The sequence below is a fragment of the Streptomyces sp. NPDC059564 genome, from assembly GCF_042735575.1.
Taxonomy (GTDB): Bacteria; Actinomycetota; Actinomycetes; order Streptomycetales; family Streptomycetaceae; genus Streptomyces.
Genome location: NZ_JBHWBP010000061.1, coordinates 1 through 19531 on the forward strand (window position 1 = coordinate 1; position 19531 = coordinate 19531).

The 19531-nt window shown below is 71.0% G+C and carries 18 protein-coding genes and 2 tRNA genes; 15 read left to right on the forward strand and 5 right to left on the reverse strand.

What is annotated here, in order from left to right; all coding sequences use genetic code 11:
* Nucleotides 1–95, forward strand: a 95-nt coding sequence (locus ACFV0Q_RS13880) for a zinc finger domain-containing protein (protein ID WP_385004870.1), incomplete at its 5' end; no start/stop codon positions are given.
* A gap of 7 nt (nt 96–102) precedes the next feature.
* On the opposite strand, the gene ACFV0Q_RS13885 is transcribed toward ACFV0Q_RS13880, so the two are convergent.
* Complete coding sequence (locus ACFV0Q_RS13885; RefSeq protein ID WP_385004820.1) at nt 103–1338, reverse strand: GNAT family N-acetyltransferase; 1236 nt, start codon at nt 1336–1338, stop codon at nt 103–105.
* A 117-nt stretch (nt 1339–1455) separates the two neighbouring features.
* On the opposite strand from ACFV0Q_RS13885, the gene ACFV0Q_RS13890 reads away from it, so the two are divergent.
* The 4 genes from ACFV0Q_RS13890 (at nt 1456) to ACFV0Q_RS13905 (ending at nt 4918) form a co-directional block, all read left to right on the forward strand.
* The gene (locus ACFV0Q_RS13890; RefSeq protein WP_385004822.1) at nt 1456–2598 is read left to right on the forward strand and encodes a PP2C family protein-serine/threonine phosphatase; all 1143 of its coding nucleotides are present in this window, start codon (nt 1456–1458) and stop codon (nt 2596–2598) included.
* Nucleotides 2599–2700: 102 nt separating this feature from the next.
* Nucleotides 2701–4095 (forward strand): pyridoxal phosphate-dependent decarboxylase family protein, encoded by a 1395-nt coding sequence (locus tag ACFV0Q_RS13895; RefSeq protein ID WP_385004824.1) that lies wholly within the window; start codon nt 2701–2703, stop codon nt 4093–4095.
* Complete coding sequence (locus tag ACFV0Q_RS13900; RefSeq protein WP_385004826.1) at nt 4092–4547, forward strand: HD domain-containing protein; 456 nt, start codon at nt 4092–4094, stop codon at nt 4545–4547. Before ACFV0Q_RS13895 ends, ACFV0Q_RS13900 begins: the two co-directional genes overlap by 4 nt.
* A gap of 176 nt (nt 4548–4723) precedes the next feature.
* Nucleotides 4724–4918 (forward strand): hypothetical protein, encoded by a 195-nt coding sequence (locus ACFV0Q_RS13905; protein WP_030229627.1) that lies wholly within the window; start codon nt 4724–4726, stop codon nt 4916–4918.
* Between the two features lie 81 nt (nt 4919–4999).
* On the opposite strand, the gene ACFV0Q_RS13910 is transcribed toward ACFV0Q_RS13905, so the two are convergent.
* A tRNA-Gly gene (locus tag ACFV0Q_RS13910) sits at nt 5000–5070 on the reverse strand.
* Between the two features lie 180 nt (nt 5071–5250).
* Here ACFV0Q_RS13910 and ACFV0Q_RS13915 point away from each other — a divergent pair.
* From ACFV0Q_RS13915 to clpX, 5 genes are all read left to right on the forward strand, one after another.
* A tRNA-Pro gene (locus ACFV0Q_RS13915) sits at nt 5251–5327 on the forward strand.
* A gap of 177 nt (nt 5328–5504) precedes the next feature.
* Nucleotides 5505–6899 (forward strand): trigger factor, encoded by a 1395-nt coding sequence (tig, locus tag ACFV0Q_RS13920; protein ID WP_385004828.1) that lies wholly within the window; start codon nt 5505–5507, stop codon nt 6897–6899.
* 286 nt (nt 6900–7185) lie between these two features.
* A complete protein-coding gene (locus ACFV0Q_RS13925; protein ID WP_385004830.1) occupies nt 7186–7803 on the forward strand; it encodes an ATP-dependent Clp protease proteolytic subunit in 618 nt (205 codons plus the stop codon).
* Nucleotides 7804–7881: 78 nt separating this feature from the next.
* Complete coding sequence (locus ACFV0Q_RS13930) at nt 7882–8547, forward strand: ATP-dependent Clp protease proteolytic subunit (protein WP_385004832.1); 666 nt, start codon at nt 7882–7884, stop codon at nt 8545–8547.
* Nucleotides 8548–8700: 153 nt separating this feature from the next.
* Entirely contained in the window at nt 8701–9987 is a 1287-nt protein-coding gene (gene clpX / locus ACFV0Q_RS13935; protein WP_361310959.1) for an ATP-dependent Clp protease ATP-binding subunit ClpX, read from the forward strand.
* A 62-nt stretch (nt 9988–10049) separates the two neighbouring features.
* Here clpX and ACFV0Q_RS13940 read toward each other — a convergent pair whose 3' ends face one another.
* Both ACFV0Q_RS13940 and ACFV0Q_RS13945 read right to left on the reverse strand, forming a co-directional pair.
* Nucleotides 10050–11018 (reverse strand): hypothetical protein, encoded by a 969-nt coding sequence (locus ACFV0Q_RS13940; RefSeq protein WP_385004834.1) that lies wholly within the window; start codon nt 11016–11018, stop codon nt 10050–10052.
* Nucleotides 11019–11110: 92 nt separating this feature from the next.
* The gene (locus tag ACFV0Q_RS13945; RefSeq protein ID WP_385004836.1) at nt 11111–11737 is read right to left on the reverse strand and encodes a hypothetical protein; all 627 of its coding nucleotides are present in this window, start codon (nt 11735–11737) and stop codon (nt 11111–11113) included.
* 98 nt (nt 11738–11835) lie between these two features.
* On the opposite strand from ACFV0Q_RS13945, the gene ACFV0Q_RS13950 reads away from it, so the two are divergent.
* Nucleotides 11836–14457 (forward strand): valine--tRNA ligase, encoded by a 2622-nt coding sequence (locus ACFV0Q_RS13950; RefSeq protein ID WP_385004838.1) that lies wholly within the window; start codon nt 11836–11838, stop codon nt 14455–14457.
* 163 nt (nt 14458–14620) lie between these two features.
* Nucleotides 14621–15769, forward strand: a complete 1149-nt coding sequence (locus tag ACFV0Q_RS13955) for a sensor histidine kinase (RefSeq protein ID WP_385004840.1) — start codon at nt 14621–14623, stop codon at nt 15767–15769.
* Nucleotides 15770–15834: 65 nt separating this feature from the next.
* On the opposite strand, the gene ACFV0Q_RS13960 is transcribed toward ACFV0Q_RS13955, so the two are convergent.
* Nucleotides 15835–16893 (reverse strand): rod shape-determining protein, encoded by a 1059-nt coding sequence (locus ACFV0Q_RS13960; RefSeq protein WP_385004842.1) that lies wholly within the window; start codon nt 16891–16893, stop codon nt 15835–15837.
* A gap of 118 nt (nt 16894–17011) precedes the next feature.
* On the opposite strand from ACFV0Q_RS13960, the gene ACFV0Q_RS13965 reads away from it, so the two are divergent.
* The 3 genes from ACFV0Q_RS13965 (at nt 17012) to ndk (ending at nt 19523) form a co-directional block, all read left to right on the forward strand.
* A complete protein-coding gene (locus ACFV0Q_RS13965; RefSeq protein WP_385004844.1) occupies nt 17012–18550 on the forward strand; it encodes a bifunctional folylpolyglutamate synthase/dihydrofolate synthase in 1539 nt (512 codons plus the stop codon).
* Nucleotides 18551–18557: 7 nt separating this feature from the next.
* Nucleotides 18558–18902, forward strand: a complete 345-nt coding sequence (locus ACFV0Q_RS13970; protein ID WP_385004846.1) for a DUF4233 domain-containing protein — start codon at nt 18558–18560, stop codon at nt 18900–18902.
* A 210-nt stretch (nt 18903–19112) separates the two neighbouring features.
* Nucleotides 19113–19523, forward strand: coding sequence for a nucleoside-diphosphate kinase (gene ndk, locus ACFV0Q_RS13975; protein WP_385004848.1), 411 nt, complete (start codon nt 19113–19115; stop codon nt 19521–19523).
* Nucleotides 19524–19531 lie beyond the last annotated feature (8 nt).

Below are 19531 nucleotides of genomic sequence, written 5' to 3' on the forward strand. Positions count from 1 at the left end.
GCAACATGCCCTGCCACATCTGCGGGGGCGAGATCCGCACCGCGGACCTCGCCGCCCGCAACCTCTTCTGGTGCCCGTCCTGCCAGCAGCGCTAGGCCCTGCCTAGAACCCGTGCGGCAGCCAGGGCGCGACGTCGCCCGCGAAGGCCCGCGAGGTCCGCGCGAGCGCGCCCGGGGCCGGCTCGCGCACCCGGCCCGCCGCCGCCAGCGAGGTCAGGGTGATCCCGCCCAGGTACGCCGAGCCCAGCTCCCGTACCGACAGCGCCAGCTCCGCCGCCTCCCCGGTCCGCACGCAGCGCGCCGCCCCGTCCGCGCCCGCCGTCAGCCGCCAGCGCCCCGCGTTCCAGGGACAGAACGCGTCCTCGACCTCCAGGACCACGTCCAGCGCGGCCCCGTACGTCCGGGCCTCCAGCGCCGCCGGCAGGTCCACCAGGCGCACGTGCAGCGCGTCCCGCTGCCGCGCCCGGATCCGGCGGACGTCGCTGACCAGGTGCAGCAGCGGATCGTCCGCGGGCCGCGCGTACGCCCGTACGCTCCAGGTCAGGTCGATCTCGAAGAGGTAGCGCCACAGCGCCGCGTACGCCGCCGGGTCCAGCGCGTCCACGTCCTGGACCTGGACCTTGCCGTCCGAGCCGGTCGTCTCCCAGTCCGGCTTGACCCGGTAGCGGGCGTACCCCACGACCTCGCCGTCCGCGCCCTCGGCCACCACGCACTTCAGCGGGGAAGCCCCTTCCCGGCGCGCCTCCGGGTCCAGCAGCCCCAGCCGCTCCCACCCGGGCTGCCGGGCCGGCATCCCCGGCCGGCCCGCGACCAGGGCGGCGTAGACGCGCTCGCAGTCGGCCAGCGCCTTCTCCGGATCCACCAGGCGCAGCCGCACCTGGTCCGTCCCCGGCGGCACCGTCACGCGCACGCGGGTGGTGTCGGCGTCGACCGCCAGGGAGTAGGCGCCGGTGCCGTAGCCGAAGCGCCCGTAGATCTCCGGCTCCGAGGCCGTCAGCACGGCGACCGGTTCACCACCCTCCCGGATGTCGTCCAATTGGCGGCGCATCATCGAGGTCAGCACCCCGCGCCTGCGGTGGGTCGGAGCGACGCCGACCATGGTCACGCCCGCCGCCGGGACCAGCGCCCCGCCCGGCACCGAGAGCCGGAAGCTGAAGGCCCCGGCCGAGCCGACACAGGTCTCCCCGTCCCAGACGCCCAGGGAACGCTCCAGCTCAGTGAGGGACCGGTAGAGCGTCCGCTCGGGAAGGGTCTCCGGAACGCCACCGAACGCCAGTTCCAGGTGGTCGTACCAGACATCCCACTCATCAGCCTGCAATACACGCGTATCAAGAGCCATGGGGCCATCCCTACCAGGGCATTCCGTCCCGGTCGAACTGTTTTCGACCTCCGGGGCGACCTATGTCCGGGGGTACCCCTGCGCGCACACAGCCGGGATGGATAGGGTCCCGGTGCAATGGCCTCGGCACGCGTGGAGACGCTCCTGGCCCGGACGCGCATGCTCTCGCACCGGGCCCGCACCGCCCTGCGCAAATCCGCCGTCGACTACTTCCGCGGCGACGCCTCCGACTGGCTCGCTTTCGCCGGGCTCCTGCTGACCGTGCCCGCCATCGCCTGCGGCACGCTGATGATGCCCGTCTGGTTCTCGCCGTCGGCGCTGGTCCTGCCCATCGTGGCGGGGGGCCTCCTGCTGCGGCCCGCGAGCCTGCTCGCCCTCTACGCCGCCTCCGCGACCGCCCTGATCGTGGAGGCCCTGGTCCTCGGCCCGTACACCGGGGGGCCCGCCCGGGTCACCCCGGGGACCGTGCTCGTGGTGGCGGCCTGCGGGTTCTTCGGGCTGGTCATCGCCCAGTTCCGCAGCCGCGTCGGCGTGCCCTGGCGGCGCGGCGGCACCATGCTCTTCGACCTGCGCGAACGGATCCGGGTGCAGAGCAAGCTGCCCGCCCTGCCGCGCGGCTGGCACCGCGAGATGGCCCTGCGGCCGGCCGGGGGCCAGTCCTTCTCCGGCGACTTCGTGGTCGCCGCCCGCACCAACGGCGGCCGGACCCTGGAGATCGTCCTCACCGACGTCTCCGGCAAGGGCATGGAGGCGGGCTCGCGCGCGCTCCTCCTCTCCGGCGCCTTCGGCGGGCTCCTCGGCGCCCTGCCCCCGCACGGGTTCCTCCCCGCAGCCAACGGCTACCTGCTCCGCCAGGACTGGGACGAGGGCTTCGCCACCTCCATCCACCTCGTCCTGGACCTGGAGACCGGCGACTACGAACTGCTCTCCGCCGGGCACCTGCCCGCCCTCCAGCTCTCGGCCGGCACCGGCCGCTGGCAGGAGGTCACCGGCGAGGGCCCGCTGCTCGGCGTCTACGACGGAGCCGAGTTCACCCCGGCGCGGGGGAACCTGCGGCGCGGCGACGTCCTGATGCTCTTCACCGACGGACTCGTCGAGACCGCCGAGCGGGACATCAGCGAGGGCATGGACCGCCTGACCGGCGAGGCCGACCGCTACGTCGCCGCCGGCTGGGAGGGCGCCGCCTGGCACCTGATCGAGAAGGTCGCCAAGGACGTCAACGACGACCGCGCCCTCCTCCTCATCCGCCGCTCACCCTGAGCCCTTCCGGGGCGGTCGGCCGCAGCCGCAGCCGGGGCGTGCCGGGCCACTCGTCGGCGATTGGCCCGTCCGGCGCGCCCGACGGCGTCCTACCGTGCCGCCATGGACCGCACGCTCGCCGCCGATCTCGCCTGCCTCCCCGACCTCCTCGACGCCACCCGCCGCGCCGCCGCCGAGGCCCTCGTCACCCTGGACGAGCGGCCCGTCGTACCGGCCCCGGCCGACGCCGGGCCGCCCGCGCCCGAGCCGCTGCCCGAGCACGGCGACGGCACCGAAGCGGCCCTGGACGCCTTCCGGACCCGCTGGGCACCGCGGTTCTCGGCCTCCGCGGGCCCCCGCTACCTCGGCTTCGTCACCGGCGGCGCCACCCCCGCCGCCCTCGCCGGCGACTGGCTGACCTCCGCCCACGACCAGAACTCCAACTCCGCCTTCGACGGCGCCGGCCAGCACCTGGAGCGCGAGACCACCGGCTGGCTGCGCACCCTCTTCGGCCTCTCCGACGCCCACACCGGCACCTTCGTCAGCGGCGCCACCCTGTCCAACACCGTCGGCCTCGCCATCGCCCGCGAGTGGCTCGGCGAACGCCTCGGCGTCTCCCCGGCCGAGGACGGCGTCGCGGCCCTCGGGCCCGTCCGCGTCCTGTCCGGCGCCCCGCACTCCTCCATCGCCAAGGCCCTCTCCGTCCTCGGCCTCGGCCGCGCCTGTCTCGTCCGGGTCCCCACCCTCCCCGGCCGGGAGGCCGTCGACCCCGCCGCCCTCGGCCGGGCCCTGGCCGACGCCCCCGGCCCGGCCGTCGTCGTCGCCAACGCCGGCACCGTCAACACCGTCGACTTCGACGACCTGACGGCCCTCGCCGCCCTCAAGGAGCGCCACGACTTCTGGCTGCACACCGACGCCGCCTTCGGCGCCTTCGCCGCCCTCTCCCCGGCCCACGCCCACCTCACCGCCGGACTCGACGCCTCCGACTCCGTCTGCGTCGACCTGCACAAGTGGCTGAACGTCCCCTACGACAGCGCCGTCCAGTTCACCCGCCGCCGTGACCTGCAGGCCCGCGTCTTCGCCAACGCCGCCGCCTACCTCGGGCCGCTGGGCGACGAACCCGACCTGGTCCACCTCACCCCCGAGAACTCCCACCGCCTGCGCGCCCTGGCCGCCTGGTTCACGCTCCGCGCGTACGGCCGCGCCGGCCACCGGGAGATCGTCGAACGCGACATCGACTGCGCCCGCGTCCTCGGCGCGGAACTGGAGCGGGACCCGGCCCTGCGCCTGCTCGCCCCGGTCCGCCTCAACGTCGTGTGCTTCACCCTCGCCGCCGCCCCCACCCCGCAACGGCTCGCCGCCCTGCGCGAAGCCGTCGCCGCCGAGGTGTTCGTCACGCCCACCGTGTACGGGGGAACCCCCGCGCTGCGCGCCGCGTTCTCCAACTGGCGTACCACGCACGCGGATGTACGCCGGGCCGCCGAGGCCCTGCGCACGGCAGCGAAGGAGATCGCATGACGCAGCGGCCGCTGACCCTCCAGGAGGTCGAGGCCCTCGCCCGCGCGGCGCACGAGGGCCAGACCGACAAGGCCGGCCGGCCCTACGCCGAGCACCTGGCGGCCGTCGCCGAGGGCGTCCGCCTGCGCGGCGGCACCCCGGCGCAGCAGGCGGCGGCCTGGCTGCACGACGCCGTCGAGGACGAGGCGATCAGCCCCGGCCGGCTGGCGGCCACGGCCGTCCCGGAGGAGGTCAAGGCCATGGTGCTGGCCCTGACCAAGCGCCCCGGGGAACCGCTGGAGGAGTACGCCGCCCGCGTCCTCGCCACCCCCGGCGCCCTCCTCGTCAAGGAGGCCGACCTCGCGCACAACGCCGATCCCGTACGCCTGTCCGTACTGGACGCGCCCACCCGCGAACGGCTGACCGCGAAGTACGCGTACGTCCGCTCCCTCCTCGGCATCACCACCCCGTGACCCGTACCTCTTGCCCGAAATGTGCCCAGTGCGCATGCGCTTGGCGGGAAAGAAGCGATGGCGATTCGTCACGGGACGGATAGGCAGGGCCGGTTGGTGGGAGGATGGTGCATGTGGGGGTGTGCACGGCCGTACGCCCCGGGCCGGCCAGGGGACGACCGAAGGTGTGATCAGTAGTGGCCATTTCGCTGTCAGTGGTGGTTCTGTTGGCGGTCATCCTGGTGATCCTGATCCGCGGCAAGCACATGAAGGCCGGCCCCGCGATCGTCGCGGTCCTCTTCGGCTTCTTCCTGGCGTCCAGCTCGATCGCGCCGGACGTCAACCGCTTCCTGAACTCCCTCGCCGACACCATCGCGGGCATCAAGCTCTAGCGGCCCGGCTCGGGGCGACCCCGGGAACGCGTCAGGGCCAGGTCGAGGAGACATCCTCTGACCTGGCCCTGAGCCGTTGGGAGCGGGTGACGGGAATCGAACCCGCGTAGCTAGTTTGGAAGACTAGGGCTCTACCATTGAGCTACACCCGCAGTACGCGCGCCGCAGGTCCGGGGACCGCGGCACGGACAGCATCCTAGCGGGTCGCGCGGGGGGTGCGCACACCCCTTTCCCGCCGCCGCGTACGGGCGCCGCGCCGCGCGCGCGTGCGGCCGCCGGAAAAGCGCGCGTGTCGGAGGGTCTCCGGGCATGTACCCTACGTGTCGCACCGACGGGGTGTGGCGCAGCTTGGTAGCGCGTCCGCTTTGGGAGCGGAAGGTCGTCGGTTCGAATCCGGCCACCCCGACCACCAGTACCGCCCGCATCAAGATCACGTTCGAAGATCGCGTTGTGGGCTGATTGCCGCTTGCGGTTACTATGCAAGCTGCGTGCCCGTGTGTCTGATGTACCGGGCCGAAGTCGGCCGAACCGCTGAATCACAGCGTTCGGCAGAACCCCCAGCAGTCAGCCACAAGGAGACCGAACCGTGAAGAGCGCCGTGGAGACCCTGAACCCGACTCGGGTTCGGCTCACTGTTGAGGTGCCCTTCGAGGAGCTCAAGGACAGCCTCGACGCGGCGTACAAGAAGATCAACCAGCAGGTCACGGTGAAGGGCTTCCGCAAGGGCAAGATCCCCGCCCGCGTCATCGACCAGCGCTTCGGCCGCGGTGCGGTGCTGGAGGAGGCCGTCAACGACGCCCTCCCGAAGTTCTACACCGAGGCGGTCAACGAGGCCGACCTGAACCCGCTGGGCCAGCCCGAGGTCGACATCAAGGAGCTGAAGGACGGCGAGCTGCTGTCCTTCACCGCCGAGGTGGACGTCCGCCCCGAGATCGAGATCCCGGACTACGCCGGCATCGAGGTCGAGGTCGACGCCATCGAGGTCTCCGACGAGGACGTCGAGAAGTCGGTCGAGCAGCTGCGCGGCCGCTTCGCGTCCACCAAGGACGTCGAGCGCGCCGCCCAGGACGGCGACGTCGTCACGATCGACCTCGAGGCCAAGGTCGACGGGGAGGTGCTGGAGGACGGTGTCGCCAGCGACGTCTCCTACACCATCGGCTCGGGCGAGCTGCTCGACGGCATCGACGAGGCCGTCACGGGCCTGGAGGCCGGTGGCGAGGCCACCTTCACCTCCCAGCTGAAGGGCGGCTCCGCCGAGGGCAAGGACGCCGAGGTCACCGTCAAGGTCACCAAGGTCTCCGCCAAGGAGCTGCCGGAGCTGGACGACGAGTTCGCCCAGATGGCGAGCGAGTTCGACACCCTCGAGGAGCTCAAGGCGGACAGCCGCAAGCGCCTCGAGAACATGAAGCAGTACGACCAGGCCACCCAGGCCCAGGAGCGCGTGCTGGAGAAGTTCCTGGAGCTCGCGGAGATCCCGGTCCCCGAGAAGCTGCTCGCGGACGAGGTCCAGACCCGCAAGCACAACCTGGAGCACCACCAGCTCGGCCAGATGGGCCTCGACCTCGAGAAGTTCCTCGAGATCCAGGGCAAGACGGCCGAGGAGTTCGACGCCGAGACCACCGAGCAGGCCGTCAAGGGCATCAAGACCCAGTTCCTGCTGGACGCCCTGGTCAACAAGGAGAAGCTGGGCGTCAACCAGGAGGAGCTCACCGAGCACCTCATGCGCCGCGCGCAGTCCTCGGGCATGTCCCCGGACCAGTTCGCCCAGGCCGTCGTCGAGGGTGGCCAGGTCCCGATGCTGGTCGGCGAGGTCGCTCGCGGCAAGGCCCTCGCGGTCGTCGTCGAGAAGGCCAAGGTCGTCGACACCAACGGTGAGGTCATCGACCTCTCCGACGACGAGGACGAGACCGAGACGGCCGCCGAGGTCGTCGAGGACGCCGTCGACGGTGACACCGAGGTGAAGGCCGAAGAGGCCAAGTAACACCCCGGGCGAAGCCCACTGAGCAGTGCCCCGAAGGGCCCGGACGCGGTCGCGTCCGGGCCCTTCGCGGTCCTCTCGTGACCCTCCTCGCGGGGCTCGGTTACCTTGCGCTCCGAGCGAACAGTTCGGGAAGCGGGATGGCGTTGTCCTACCTGCGCGTTAGGGTCCATGAATACGAGGGCACGGGAGTACCCGAAGCCGGAGGGCATCGCCCCACCGGTAGGTCCGCGCCCCAGAACGAGACGCTGAGACGGCATGTGGCCGTCGGAGACGAGCAGGTGGATACGTGACGAATCTGAAGCCTTACGCCGCGGGTGAGCCGTCCATCGGTGGCGGCCTCGGCGACCATGTCTACAACCGGCTGCTCGGCGAGCGCATCATCTTCCTCGGCCAGCAGGTCGACGACGACATCGCGAACAAGATCACGGCGCAGCTCCTCCTCCTGGCCGCAGAGCCGGAGAAGGACATCTACCTGTACATCAACAGCCCCGGTGGCTCCGTGACGGCGGGCATGGCGGTCTACGACACCATGCAGTACATCCCGAACGACGTCATCACCATCGGCATGGGAATGGCCGCCTCCATGGGCCAGTTCCTGCTCACCGGCGGCACCGCCGGCAAGCGCTTCTCCCTGCCGAACACCGACATCCTGATGCACCAGGGTTCCGCCGGCATCGGCGGCACCGCCTCGGACATCAAGATCCAGGCCCAGTACCTGCTGCGCACCAAGCAGCGCATGGCTGAGATCACCGCGCACCACTCGGGCCAGTCCGTGGAGGCGATCATCCGCGACGGCGACCGCGACCGCTGGTTCACGGCGGAGGAGGCCAAGGCGTACGGACTGATCGACGAGATCATCTCCGCCGCGTCCCTGGTCCCCGGCGGCGGCGGCACCGGGGCCTGATCCCGGCCCCCGGCGCACGGACCCTCGTACGCCCGCCCGCCCGATCCAGGCAACCTCAGCCCGCAGAACGCCACCAGGATGGTGAACACCCAGATGCAGAACAACTTCTCCGCGAGCGGCCTCTACTCCGGTCCGCAGGTGGACAACCGCTACGTCATCCCGCGCTTCGTCGAGCGCACCTCGCAGGGCGTGCGCGAGTACGACCCGTACGCGAAGCTCTTCGAGGAGCGCATCATCTTCCTCGGCGTGCAGATCGACGACGCCTCCGCCAACGACGTCATGGCGCAGCTGCTGTGCCTGGAGTCGATGGACCCGGACCGTGACATCTCGATCTACATCAACAGCCCGGGCGGTTCCTTCACCGCGCTGACGGCCATCTACGACACGATGCAGTTCGTGAAGCCGGACATCTCCACGGTCTGCATGGGCCAGGCGGCCTCCGCCGCCGCGGTCCTGCTCGCCGCCGGCACCCCCGGCAAGCGCATGGCCCTGCCGAACGCCCGCGTGCTGATCCACCAGCCGTCCGGCGGCACCGGCCGCGAGCAGCTCTCCGACCTGGAGATCGCGGCCAACGAGATCCTGCGCATGCGTGACCAGCTGGAGTCCATGCTGGCCAAGCACTCGACCACCCCGCTGGAGAAGATCCGCGAGGACATCGAGCGCGACAAGATCCTCACTGCCGAGGACGCGCTGGCGTACGGCCTGATCGACCAGGTCGTCTCCACCCGGAAGAGCTCGGCCTGATCCTTGCCGCCAGTTGGCGTGGGCACGCTGCCGCATTCGGCGATGTGAACCACGTCAAGGGGGCCCCGTTCGGGGCCCCCGGCAAGGTACCGTCGGATATGAGGCACCAGGAGCGCTGAACCAAGCGTCTCCCAGGCGAAGGGGAAGCACCTCGTGGCACGCATCGGTGACGGCGGCGACCTGCTCAAGTGCTCGTTCTGCGGAAAGAGCCAGAAGCAGGTGAAGAAGCTCATCGCAGGACCCGGTGTGTACATCTGCGACGAGTGCATCGACCTCTGCAACGAGATCATCGAAGAAGAACTCGCGGAGACCTCCGAGGTCCGGTGGGAGGAACTCCCCAAGCCCCGTGAGATCTACGAGTTCCTGGAGAGCTACGTCGTCGGCCAGGAGCCGGCGAAGAAGGCGCTCTCCGTAGCGGTCTACAACCACTACAAGCGGGTCCAGGCCGGCGAGAACGGCGGCGCGCAGGGCCGTGACGACGCGATCGAACTCGCGAAGTCCAACATCCTGCTGCTCGGCCCGACCGGTTCCGGCAAGACCCTGCTCGCGCAGACGCTCGCGCGCATGCTGAACGTCCCGTTCGCCATCGCCGACGCGACGGCGCTGACGGAGGCCGGGTACGTCGGCGAGGACGTCGAGAACATCCTGCTCAAGCTGATCCAGGCGGCGGACTACGACGTCAAGAAGGCCGAGACCGGGATCATCTACATCGACGAGATCGACAAGGTCGCCCGCAAGAGCGAGAACCCGTCGATCACGCGCGACGTCTCGGGCGAAGGCGTCCAGCAGGCGCTCCTGAAGATCCTGGAAGGCACGACCGCTTCCGTCCCCCCGCAGGGCGGACGCAAGCACCCGCACCAGGAGTTCATCCAGATCGACACGACGAACGTGCTCTTCATCGTGGGCGGCGCCTTCGCCGGCCTGGAGAAGATCATCGAGTCGCGTGCGGGCGCCAAGGGCATCGGCTTCGCGGCGACGATCCGCTCGAAGCGCGAGATCGAGGCCAGCAACCAGTTCCAGGAGGTCATGCCGGAGGACCTGGTGAAGTTCGGGATGATCCCCGAGTTCATCGGCCGTCTCCCCGTCATCACCTCGGTGCACAACCTGGACCGCGAGGCGCTGCTGCAGATCCTGATCGAGCCGCGCAACGCGCTGGTGAAGCAGTACCAGCGGCTGTTCGAACTCGACGGCGTCGAGCTGGACTTCGAGCGCGAGGCCCTCGAAGCCATCGCGGACCAGGCGATCCTCCGCCAGACCGGCGCGCGCGGGCTGCGCGCCATCATGGAAGAGGTCCTGATGTCGGTGATGTACGAGGTCCCGTCCCGCAAGGACGTGGCCCGCGTGGTCATCACCGCGGACGTGGTCCGCTCCAACGTCAACCCGACGCTGGTCCCCCGCATCGTCCCGAAGGACCAGGGCCCGCACGAAAAGTCGGCGTAGCCGCCAGGACATACGCGAAGGGGCGCTCCCGGCCGGGAGCGCCCCGTCGCGTATCCGCGGGATCAGACCTTGGTGCGCGAGGTGTTGTAGAGCTTCGCGGCCAGGGCGGCCACCTCGTCGAGCGTGCCGCTCTTTCCGCCGAGTGCGGCCGCGACCGGGTCGACGGCGGTGATCCCGACCAGGGTCGAGTAGTCACCCCAGGCGCAGGACGGGACCTCGACCTCCGTGGGCTCCTTGCCCGTGGGGGGCTTGGTGGTCTTCATCTTGATGCTGGCGCACTTCATCACGGCGCCCTTGAAGCCGGCCGGGGTGAACTCCTTCGGAGTGCCGACCAGCTCGTACGTGAAGCCGATTTTCTCGGTTTCGGCGTTGTTCTGGCTGATGCCAGCGTAGTAGGCGTCGACCGCCTTGGCCGGGTCGGCGATGTCGCCCCAGAGGCCGTTGGCCGAGAGCTGCTTCGCCTTCTTGTCCGTACCGATCGCGTACTTGGCGCCCGCGCTGTGCCCGTTCTGTACGCCGAGCGTCTCGGCGCGGGTCTTCCCCTCACCGGTGACCGGAGCATCGGCCGAGGGCGCGCCGGCGGCCGGGGGCGCCTTCTGGTAGCTGTCGACCGTGGCGGCGAAGGCCAGCTTGTGGCCCTTGGTGTCGGACGCGACCGCACCCGAGCCGCTGCCCTTCAGGAAGTACCAGCCGCCGCCCGCGATGACCGCGACCACGACGACCACGGCGATCACGGCCCCGGCCTTCGACTTCTTCGGGGGCGTGCCGCCGCCGTACTGGGGCTGGCCCTGGGGCTGCTGGTAGCCGTACGCGGGCTGCGGGGGCTGCTGCTGGAAGCCGGGCTGCTGGTAGCCCTGGGGCTGCGGCGGCTGCTGGGGGTAGCCCGGCGGGGGCGGGGGCTGCTGGGGGTAGCCGTAGCCCGGCTGGGGGGCGGCGGGCTGGCCGTACGGGCCGGGCGGCGGCGGGGGCTGCTGCCCGTACGGTCCCGGCTGCTGCGGCTGCCCGTACGGACCTGGCTGGTTGTAACTCATCCCGCGTCCCCCTGTGAGGTTTCTTATCTGTTCCTCACATCCTGTCGGACGCACACCCCGGCCGGGGCGCCGGGGTCCCAGGCGTTACGGAACTACGACGCCTTTGAAACCTCCATCGCGGAACGCAGTGCACGCGCCCGTTCCGCCAGCGCCTCGATCGTGACCGGCCCGTTCTCGACCGGCACGGTGACCGTCACCAGGGAACTGTGGTCGGCCCAGCTGCACAGAGTCAGCGTCCCGTCGGCCGTCGTGAGCGTGCCGCAGCTCATCGCGCCGCCCTCGGGTGTGCCGGCCTTCTGCACGGTGGCCCCGTTGACCCCCATGGCATGGAAGTTCTTGACGAGCTCCGCCCCGGGATCCTTGTCCGTGAAGGCGCCCGACGCCCCGCTGACCACCAGCTGCGCGGTCCCCGCCTGGTCGGCGTACACCACGGCCACCGGCGCGGTGCCCTTCTTGGCCATCCCCTGCCCCAGCCTGATGGCGTCCACGCGCGGCCCGGAGTCCTGCAGGGTCAGTCCCTGGAAGGAGGCGGGCGGGACCAGCTTGTACCGGCCGGCGTCCTCGGGGCCGCCGAGCAGCGTGCCCACGGCCAGCTTGCCGAGGAACACCCCCGAGCCGACGGCCAGCACGGTGATCACCGTCCGCAGGACGAGCCTGCGCTTGGGTGGTGCGGACGGTACGGGCTGGTACGGGAAGGCCTGCGGGGTGATCTCGTTCATGGCCGCATGAGACGGCCTCCGACCGGCCGAGGTCAACGGGAGGGCCCGTTGCGGAATGGATTCGTGACGCGGGCGGCGCCCGCCGTATCCTGTGCCCCGTGACCGAGAACACGCAGACACCCAGTGCCCCCAACTCCGAACTGCCGACCTCCTACGCGCCGGCCGACGTAGAGGGGAAGCTCTACGAGCGCTGGGTAGAGCGTGGCTACTTCGAGGCGGACGAGAAGAGCGAGAAGCCTCCGTACGCCATCGTCATCCCGCCGCCGAACGTCACCGGAAGCCTCCACCTGGGGCACGCCTTCGAGCACACGCTGATCGACGCCCTCACCCGCCGCAAGCGCATGCAGGGCTACGAGACCCTGTGGCAGCCGGGCATGGACCACGCGGGCATCGCCACCCAGAACGTCGTCGAGCGCGAGCTCGCCAAGGAGGGCAAGTCCCGCCACGACCTGGGCCGTGAGGCGTTCGTCGAGCGCGTCTGGAAGTGGAAGGGCGAGTCCGGCGGTCAGATCTCCGGCCAGATGCGCCGCCTCGGCGACGGCGTCGACTGGGCGCGCGAGCGCTTCACCATGGACGAGGGCCTTTCCGAGGCCGTCCAGACCATCTTCAAGAAGCTCTACGACGACGAGCTGATCTACCGCGCCGAGCGCATCATCAACTGGTGCCCGCGCTGCCTCACCGCGATCTCCGACATCGAGGTCGAGTACCAGGACGACGACGGTGAGCTCGTCTCCATCCGGTACGGGGACGGGGAGAACTCCATCGTCGTCGCCACGACCCGCGCCGAGACGATGCTGGGTGACACCGCCGTGGCGGTCCACCCCGAGGACGAGCGCTACAAGCACATGGTCGGCACCGAGATCGAGCTGCCGCTGACCGGCCGCCGCATCCCGATCGTCGCCGACGAGCACGTCGACCCGGAGTTCGGCACCGGCGCCGTCAAGGTGACCCCGGCGCACGACCCGAACGACTTCGAGATCGGCCAGCGCCACGGCCTGCCCAACCTCGCGGTCATGGACGAGCACGCCATCATCACCGCCCACGGCCCCTTCCAGGGCCTGGACCGGCTGGAGGCCCGCTCCGCCATCGTCGCAGCGCTGCGCGCCGACGGCCGGATCGTCGCCGAGAAGCGCCCGTACACCCACTCGGTCGGACACTGCTCGCGCTGCAAGACCACCATCGAGCCCCGTCTGTCGCTCCAGTGGTGGGTCAAGGTCGGCCCGCTCGCCAAGGCGGCCGGTGACGCGGTCCGCGACGGCCGGGTCAAGATCCACCCGCAGGAGATGGAGAAGCGCTACTTCGACTGGGTCGACAACCTCCACGACTGGTGCATCTCGCGCCAGCTGTGGTGGGGCCACCGCATCCCGGTCTGGTACGGCCCGAACGGCGAGATCGTCTGCGTGGGCCCCGACGAACAGCCGCCGGCCGGCGAGGGCTGGACCCAGGACACGGACGTCCTGGACACCTGGTTCTCCTCGGGCCTGTGGCCGTTCTCCACGCTCGGCTGGCCGCAGCAGACCGACAGCCTCGCGAAGTTCTACCCGAACGCCGTCCTGGTCACCGGCTACGACATCCTCTTCTTCTGGGTCGCCAGGATGATGATGTTCGGCCTCTACGCGATGGACGGCACCCCGCCGTTCGGCACCATCGCCCTGCACGGCATGGTCCGCGACGAGCGCGGCAAGAAGATGTCGAAGTCCTTCGGCAACGCCGTCAACCCGCTGGACTGGATGGACAAGTACGGCTCCGACGCCGTCCGCTTCACCCTGGCCCGCGGCGCCAACCCGGGCATCGACGTCCCGATCGGCGAGGACTGGGTCCAGGCCTCCAGCAAGTTCGCCAACAAGATCTGGAACGCCACGCGCTTCGCGCTGATGAACGGCGCCACGATCGAGGGCGACCTGCCGCCGGTCGAGCAGCTGTCGGCGACCGACCGCTGGATCCTGTCGCGCCTGAACAAGACCGTGGCCGAGGTCGACGCGTACTACGAGGATTACCAGTTCTCGAAGCTGTCGGACGCCCTCTACCACTTCGCGTGGGACGAGGTCTTCGACTGGTACGTCGAGCTCTCCAAGACGACCTTCTTCGCGGGCGGCGAGCCGGCCAAGGCCTCCGCCCGGGTCCTCGGCGAGGTCCTCGACGTCATGCTGCGCCTGCTCCACCCGGTGGTCCCCTTCGTCACCGAGACCCTGTGGACCACGCTGACCGGCGGCGAGTCCCTGGTGATCGCCGACTGGCCCAAGGACAGTGGCTTCCGCGACGCGCAGTCCGAGGCCGAGATCGAGGGCGTCCAGACCCTGGTCCGCGAGGTCCGCCGGTTCCGCAAGGAGCAGGGCCTCGACGACAAGCAGAAGGTCCCGGCCCGCCTGGGCCTGTCCGGCACCGCGCTCGCCGCGCACGAGGCCGCGATCCGCCAGGTGCTGCGCCTCCAGCCGGAGGGTGACGACTTCAGCGCCACCGCGACCCTCCCCGTCGGCGGTGCCACGGTCGCGCTCGACCTGTCCGGCACCATCGACATCCCGGCCGAGCGCAAGCGGCTGAGCAAGGACCTGGCCGCCGCCGAGAAGGAGAAGCAGCAGGCCGGGGCGAAGCTCGGGAACGAGGCCTTCCTGGCCAAGGCCCCCGACAACGTCGTGGACAAGATCAAGGGCCGGCTGGCCAAGGCCGAGGGCGACATCGCCCGGATCCAGGCCCAGCTGGACGCGCTGCCCGCCGCGTAGCCAAGGCGTACGAAGGCCCCCGCACCCGTCGGTGCGGGGGCCTTTCGCGTGCTCGGAGCGGCTGCGGACGGCCCTGCGCGATGCCATCCCTAGTGCCGCATATCACTTCATATGTCCGCCTCGCGGATTCGATCCCGGCCGCCGACCACGGATGATGGAGGGCATGCACGTCAAGCCCGCCCTCTCGGCGTTCCACCGGGTCGTGGCATCCGGCCGCCGGCTCACCGAGAGCTGGGCCGGCTCACCCCGGGCGCAGGACGTCCTCACCGCCGTGGGCTGTCTGGCCCTGATGGCCCTGGACCTGCCGGGCCTGGCCGCCGCCGACAACTCCCTGAGCGGGCCGCAGGCCGCCGTCGTGCTCACCCTGGGCTGCTCCAGCCTGCTGGTGCGGCGCCGGATGCCGTGGGTGCCGTACGCGACGTCGCTGCTGTTCATCGGCTGGCTGCACGAGCTGACGCTGATCCAGTTCGCGCTGTACTCCGTAGGCCGCTACCGGGGGCGGCGCGCCGGGATCCTGGCCACCCTCGGCTACGTGGCCTTCGCGCTCGCGGTGTTCAGCGTGCCGGGCTGGCCCGAGCCCCGGGCGCAGACGCTCAGCTCCTTCCTCAGCCTGGTGGTGCCGATCGGCGTCCTCGCCTCGGCCGTCGGGATCGCCGCCTACCGGCAGGACCTGGTGCGCGAGCTGGCGGCCCGGCGGGCCGAGGCGGCGGTGCTGAACGCCGTCCAGCAGGAGCGGACCTCGGTGGCCCGGGACGTCCACGACTTCGTCGGGCGGGAGCTGACCCTGCTGACGGTGCGCTCCGAGGTGCTGTCGACGCGGGCGCGCGAGACGGCGTACGCGAAGGACTTCGAGGAGCTGTCCGACACCGCGCGGCGGGCCCACCTGGTGCTCAACGAGATCATCGTGCAGCGCGGGGAGCGGGCCGCGACCCCGGGCGTGGACGGGCTGGCGGCACTCGCGCAGGAGAGCGGGCGGGCCGGTTCGCCGGTCCGCCTGGCCATGGACCCGGACGCGCACGCGCTGTCGCCGCTGCGGCAGGCGGCGGTCTACCGGGTGGTGCAGGAGTGCCTGACGAACGCCGCCAAGCACGCGCACGGCGAGACCATCGAGGTGGCGATCCGCGTCGACGGACCGCAGCTGCGGATCGCCGTCAGCAACGGCCTCCCGGCCAGCACCCCGGGCCGCGCCCCCGTCTCGGCGGGCTCGGGCACGGCGAGCATGGCCGAACGCGTCCGGAGCCTGGGCGGCACCCTGACGGCGACCCGCACCGAGGCGGCGTACGAGGTCGTGGCGACGCTCCCGCGCGGCTGACCTCCGATCAGCTCGCAGCTCGCACCGGCGAGTGAGCCGAAGGGGCGCGCCTGGGGACCTGTGAGTCAGGCTTTGGCGCCCCGGAGGCGAACCGAGCCCTTCAAAAAGGTGTCCAGGTCCTCCACGCACTTGCCCGAGCCCAGGGCCACGCAGTCCAGCGGGGCGTCCGCGACGAAGACCGGGATGCCCGTGGCGGAGGCGATGCGCAGGTCGAGGCCGGGCAGGAGGGCGCCGCCGCCGGCGAGGACGATGCCGTGCTGCATCACGTCGCCGGACAGTTCGGGCGGGCATTCCTCCAGGGTGGTGCGGACGGCGGCGATGATGGCCTCGACCGGCTCGTCCAGGGCGGAGCGCACGTCCGGGGCGGTCAGCTCCAGCGTCTTCGGCATGCCGCCGACCTTCTCGCGGCCCCGCACGGTGAAGGTGCGGGTCTCCAGCTCGGGCCGGTCCGGGACGGGCCACGCCGAGCCGATGCCGATCTTGACGTCCTCGGCGGTGCGCTCGCCGATGAGCAGCGCGTGTTCCTTGCGCACGTGGTCCATGATCGCCGCGTCCAGCCGGTCCCCGCCGACGCGCAGGGACTGGGAGGTGACGATCCCGCCGAGGGAGATGACGGCGACCTCGCAGGTGCCGCCGCCGATGTCGACGACCATGGACCCGCGGGCCTCGGCGACGGGCAGCCCGGCGCCGATCGCCGCCGCCATCGGTTCCTCGATCAGGTGAACCGCCCTGGCGCCGGCCCGGGTGGAGGCGTGGACGATGGCCCGCCGCTCGACCTGGGTCACCCCGGAGGGGACGCAGATCACCATCCGGGTCCGGGGCCGCCGGCCGGGGACGGCCTTGCGGACGAAGTGCCGGATCATCTCCTCGGCGGCCTCGTAGTCGCAGATCACCCCGTCCTTGAGGGGGCGGATCGCGGTGATGGAGCCCGGGGTGCGGCCGATGGTCTCCTTGGCTTCGCTGCCGACGGCGAGGGCGGTGGTCGTGCCCGCCCTGACCGCGACCACGGACGGCTCATTGAGGACGATCCCGTGCCCTCGGGCGTAGACGAGGGTGTTCGCGGTCCCCAGGTCGATGCCTATGTCGCGGCTGGAGGCTGTCTTGTTGGCGCTGGCCTGCGGCATTTGTTCCCCAATCTCCTGTCCGCAAGGCTTGCATAACGATCCGGTCGCTTTCGCCGCCGATGGTCCCGAAACGGCCGGGCCGAAAGTCCCGGGGGCCCTCGTCCGTAGACTGGGGTCCGTGAGTGAGCAGCAGCCCGAGAGCCACGACCGCGACGACGTCGACCACCTCGACGACTCCTTCGACGAGTTCGACCAGATAGTGGCGGAAGAGTCCGTCCGCGACCCCGACCTGGCGGTGATCGAGGCCGGCAGCCGCACCCTGCGCGCCCAGGCCGGGCCGCCCACGGGCGATCCGGTGCCGTCCCGCCCCCAGGACCCGGAGGTGGCGAAGGCGCTCCTGGAGGTGGAGCAGGAGCTCGCCACGCGCTGGGGCGAAACCAAGCTGGAGCCGTCCGTCAGCCGGATCGCCGCGCTGATGGACGTCCTGGGCGAGCCGCAGCGCGCGTACCCGTCCATCCACGTCACGGGGACCAACGGCAAGACCAGCACGGCCCGGATGATCGAGGCCCTGCTGAACGCCTTCGAGCTGCGCACGGGCCGCTACACCAGCCCGCACGTGCAGTCCGTCACCGAGCGCATCAGCCTGGACGGGGCGCCGATCAGCGCCGAGCGCTTCGTCGAGACGTACCACGACATCAAGCCGTACGTGGAGATGGTCGACGCCGCCGAGGAGTACCGGCTGTCGTTCTTCGAGGTGCTCACGGGCATGGCGTACGCGGCCTTCGCGGACGCGCCCGTCGACGCGGCGGTGGTCGAGGTCGGCATGGGCGGCAGCTGGGACGCCACCAACGTGATCGACGGGTCGGTCGCGGTGGTCACCCCGATCAGCCTCGACCACACGGACCGGCTCGGCTCGACGCCCGGTGAGATCGCCGAGGAGAAGGGCGGCATCATCAAGCAGGGCGCCACCGTGATCCTGGCGCAGCAGCCGGTGGACGCGGCGCAGGTGCTGCTGAAGAAGGCCGTCGAGGTCGACGCGACCGTGGCCCGCGAGGGCATGGAGTTCGGGGTCGTCTCCCGCGAGGTGGCGGTCGGCGGCCAGATGCTGACCCTGCGCGGGGTGGGCGGCGAGTACGACGGCATCTTCCTGCCGCTGTACGGCGCCCACATGGCGCACAACGCGGCGGTGGCGCTGGCCGCCGTCGAGGCCTTCTTCGGGATCGGCGCGGAGCACGCGCGGGAGCTGGACGGGGACACGGTGCGCCGGGCCTTCGCCTCGGTGACCTCGCCGGGCCGCATGGAGGTCGTGCGCCGCAGCCCGACGGTGATCCTGGACGCCGCGCACAACCCGGCCGGGGCGGCGGTCACGGCGGAAGCCGTCACCGAGGCCTTCGGCTTCAGCCGGCTGATCGGCGTGGTGGCAGCGAGCGAGGGCAAGGACGTCAAGGGCGTCCTGGCGGCCTTCGAGCCGATCTTCGCGGAGGTCGTCGTCACGGAGAACACCAGCCACCGGGCGATGGGCGCGGACGAGCTGGCGGCCGTCGCGGTGGAGGTCTTCGGGCCGGACCGGGTGCAGGTGGAGCCGCGGCTGGACGACGCCCTGGAGGCGGCGGTCACCCTGGCGGAGGAAGAGGCCGAATACGGTGGGGCCGGGGTCCTGGTGACCGGTTCCGTGATCACGGTGGGCGAGGCCCGCCTGCTGTTCAAGAGGGGCTGAGGGATCGATGCGCACGCTCTGTGCGAGCACGCTGATCGGTGAATTCTTCGTCGTCGGCTTCGCGGGCCTGGTGGCCATGAAGAACCCGGACCTGACCCAGGCCCAGGTGTGGACGGTCTGCGGCGTGACCATGCTGCTGTCGGTGCTGCTGTGCGGGATGCTCTCGCGTCCCGGCGCGGTGCAGCTCGGCTGGGCGCTGCAGATCGGGCTGATCGCGAGCGGTTTCGTGGTCCCCACGATGTTCTTCCTGGGCGCGGTCTTCGCCGGTCTGTGGTGGTGCTCGGTGCACTACGGCCGCAAGATCGACGCGGTCAAGGCCCGCTGGGCCGCCCAGAGTGAGGCTCAGGCCTGACCTCGCGTGCCACGCCGACCGGGTGCTTGACTTGCGCCCGGTCGGTGCGCGCCTCCCCGCCGTGGCGGGGGTGGTCCGGGCTTGCCCTTGTGCTCGCCGTATTGAGCTTCCTGCTCCCCGCCAGCGCGGGGTCCCAGGGGCTGCGCACCGGCCCCACCCGACCCCTGTAGCCTCGGGTAACCGCACCCGTTTGCCGCAAGGAGTTACAACATGACCCAGCGCACGCTCGTCCTGCTCAAGCCGGACGCGGTCAGGCGTGGCCTGGTGGGCGAGATCATCGGTCGTTTCGAGCGCAAGGCGGGCTGGACCATCCCTGCGCTGGAGCTGCGCACGCTCGACCGGACCATCCTGGAGCAGCACTACGCGGAGCACGTGGGGCGCCCGTTCTACGAGCCCCTCATGGGCTTCATGGCGAGCGGTCCGGTCGTCGCCCTGGTGGTGGAAGGGGAACGCGTGATCGAGGGTGTCCGCCAGCTGGCCGGACCCACCGACCCGATCGCCGCGGCGCCCGGTTCCATCCGCGGCGACTTCGGCACCATCACCCGGGAGAACCTGGTCCACGCCTCGGACTCCGAGGAGTCCGCGGAGCGGGAACTGAAGCTGTTCTTCCCCGCTCTCTGAGCACTCTT

What these genes read in the sequence shown, in the direction of transcription:
- ACFV0Q_RS13885 (WP_385004820.1), bottom strand. Translation starts at nt 1,338, where the DNA reads ATGGCTCTTGATACGCGTGTATTGCAGGCTGATGAGTGGGATGTCTGG.
- ACFV0Q_RS13890 (WP_385004822.1), top strand. Translation starts at nt 1,456, where the DNA reads ATGGCCTCGGCACGCGTGGAGACGCTCCTGGCCCGGACGCGCATGCTC.
- ACFV0Q_RS13895 (WP_385004824.1), top strand. Translation starts at nt 2,701, where the DNA reads ATGGACCGCACGCTCGCCGCCGATCTCGCCTGCCTCCCCGACCTCCTC.
- ACFV0Q_RS13900 (WP_385004826.1), top strand. Translation starts at nt 4,092, where the DNA reads ATGACGCAGCGGCCGCTGACCCTCCAGGAGGTCGAGGCCCTCGCCCGC.
- ACFV0Q_RS13930 (WP_385004832.1), top strand. Translation starts at nt 7,882, where the DNA reads ATGGTGAACACCCAGATGCAGAACAACTTCTCCGCGAGCGGCCTCTAC.
- ACFV0Q_RS13940 (WP_385004834.1), bottom strand. Translation starts at nt 11,018, where the DNA reads ATGAGTTACAACCAGCCAGGTCCGTACGGGCAGCCGCAGCAGCCGGGA.
- ACFV0Q_RS13945 (WP_385004836.1), bottom strand. Translation starts at nt 11,737, where the DNA reads ATGAACGAGATCACCCCGCAGGCCTTCCCGTACCAGCCCGTACCGTCC.
- ACFV0Q_RS13955 (WP_385004840.1), top strand. Translation starts at nt 14,621, where the DNA reads ATGCACGTCAAGCCCGCCCTCTCGGCGTTCCACCGGGTCGTGGCATCC.
- ACFV0Q_RS13960 (WP_385004842.1), bottom strand. Translation starts at nt 16,893, where the DNA reads ATGCCGCAGGCCAGCGCCAACAAGACAGCCTCCAGCCGCGACATAGGC.
- ACFV0Q_RS13970 (WP_385004846.1), top strand. Translation starts at nt 18,558, where the DNA reads ATGCGCACGCTCTGTGCGAGCACGCTGATCGGTGAATTCTTCGTCGTC.
- ndk (WP_385004848.1), top strand. Translation starts at nt 19,113, where the DNA reads ATGACCCAGCGCACGCTCGTCCTGCTCAAGCCGGACGCGGTCAGGCGT.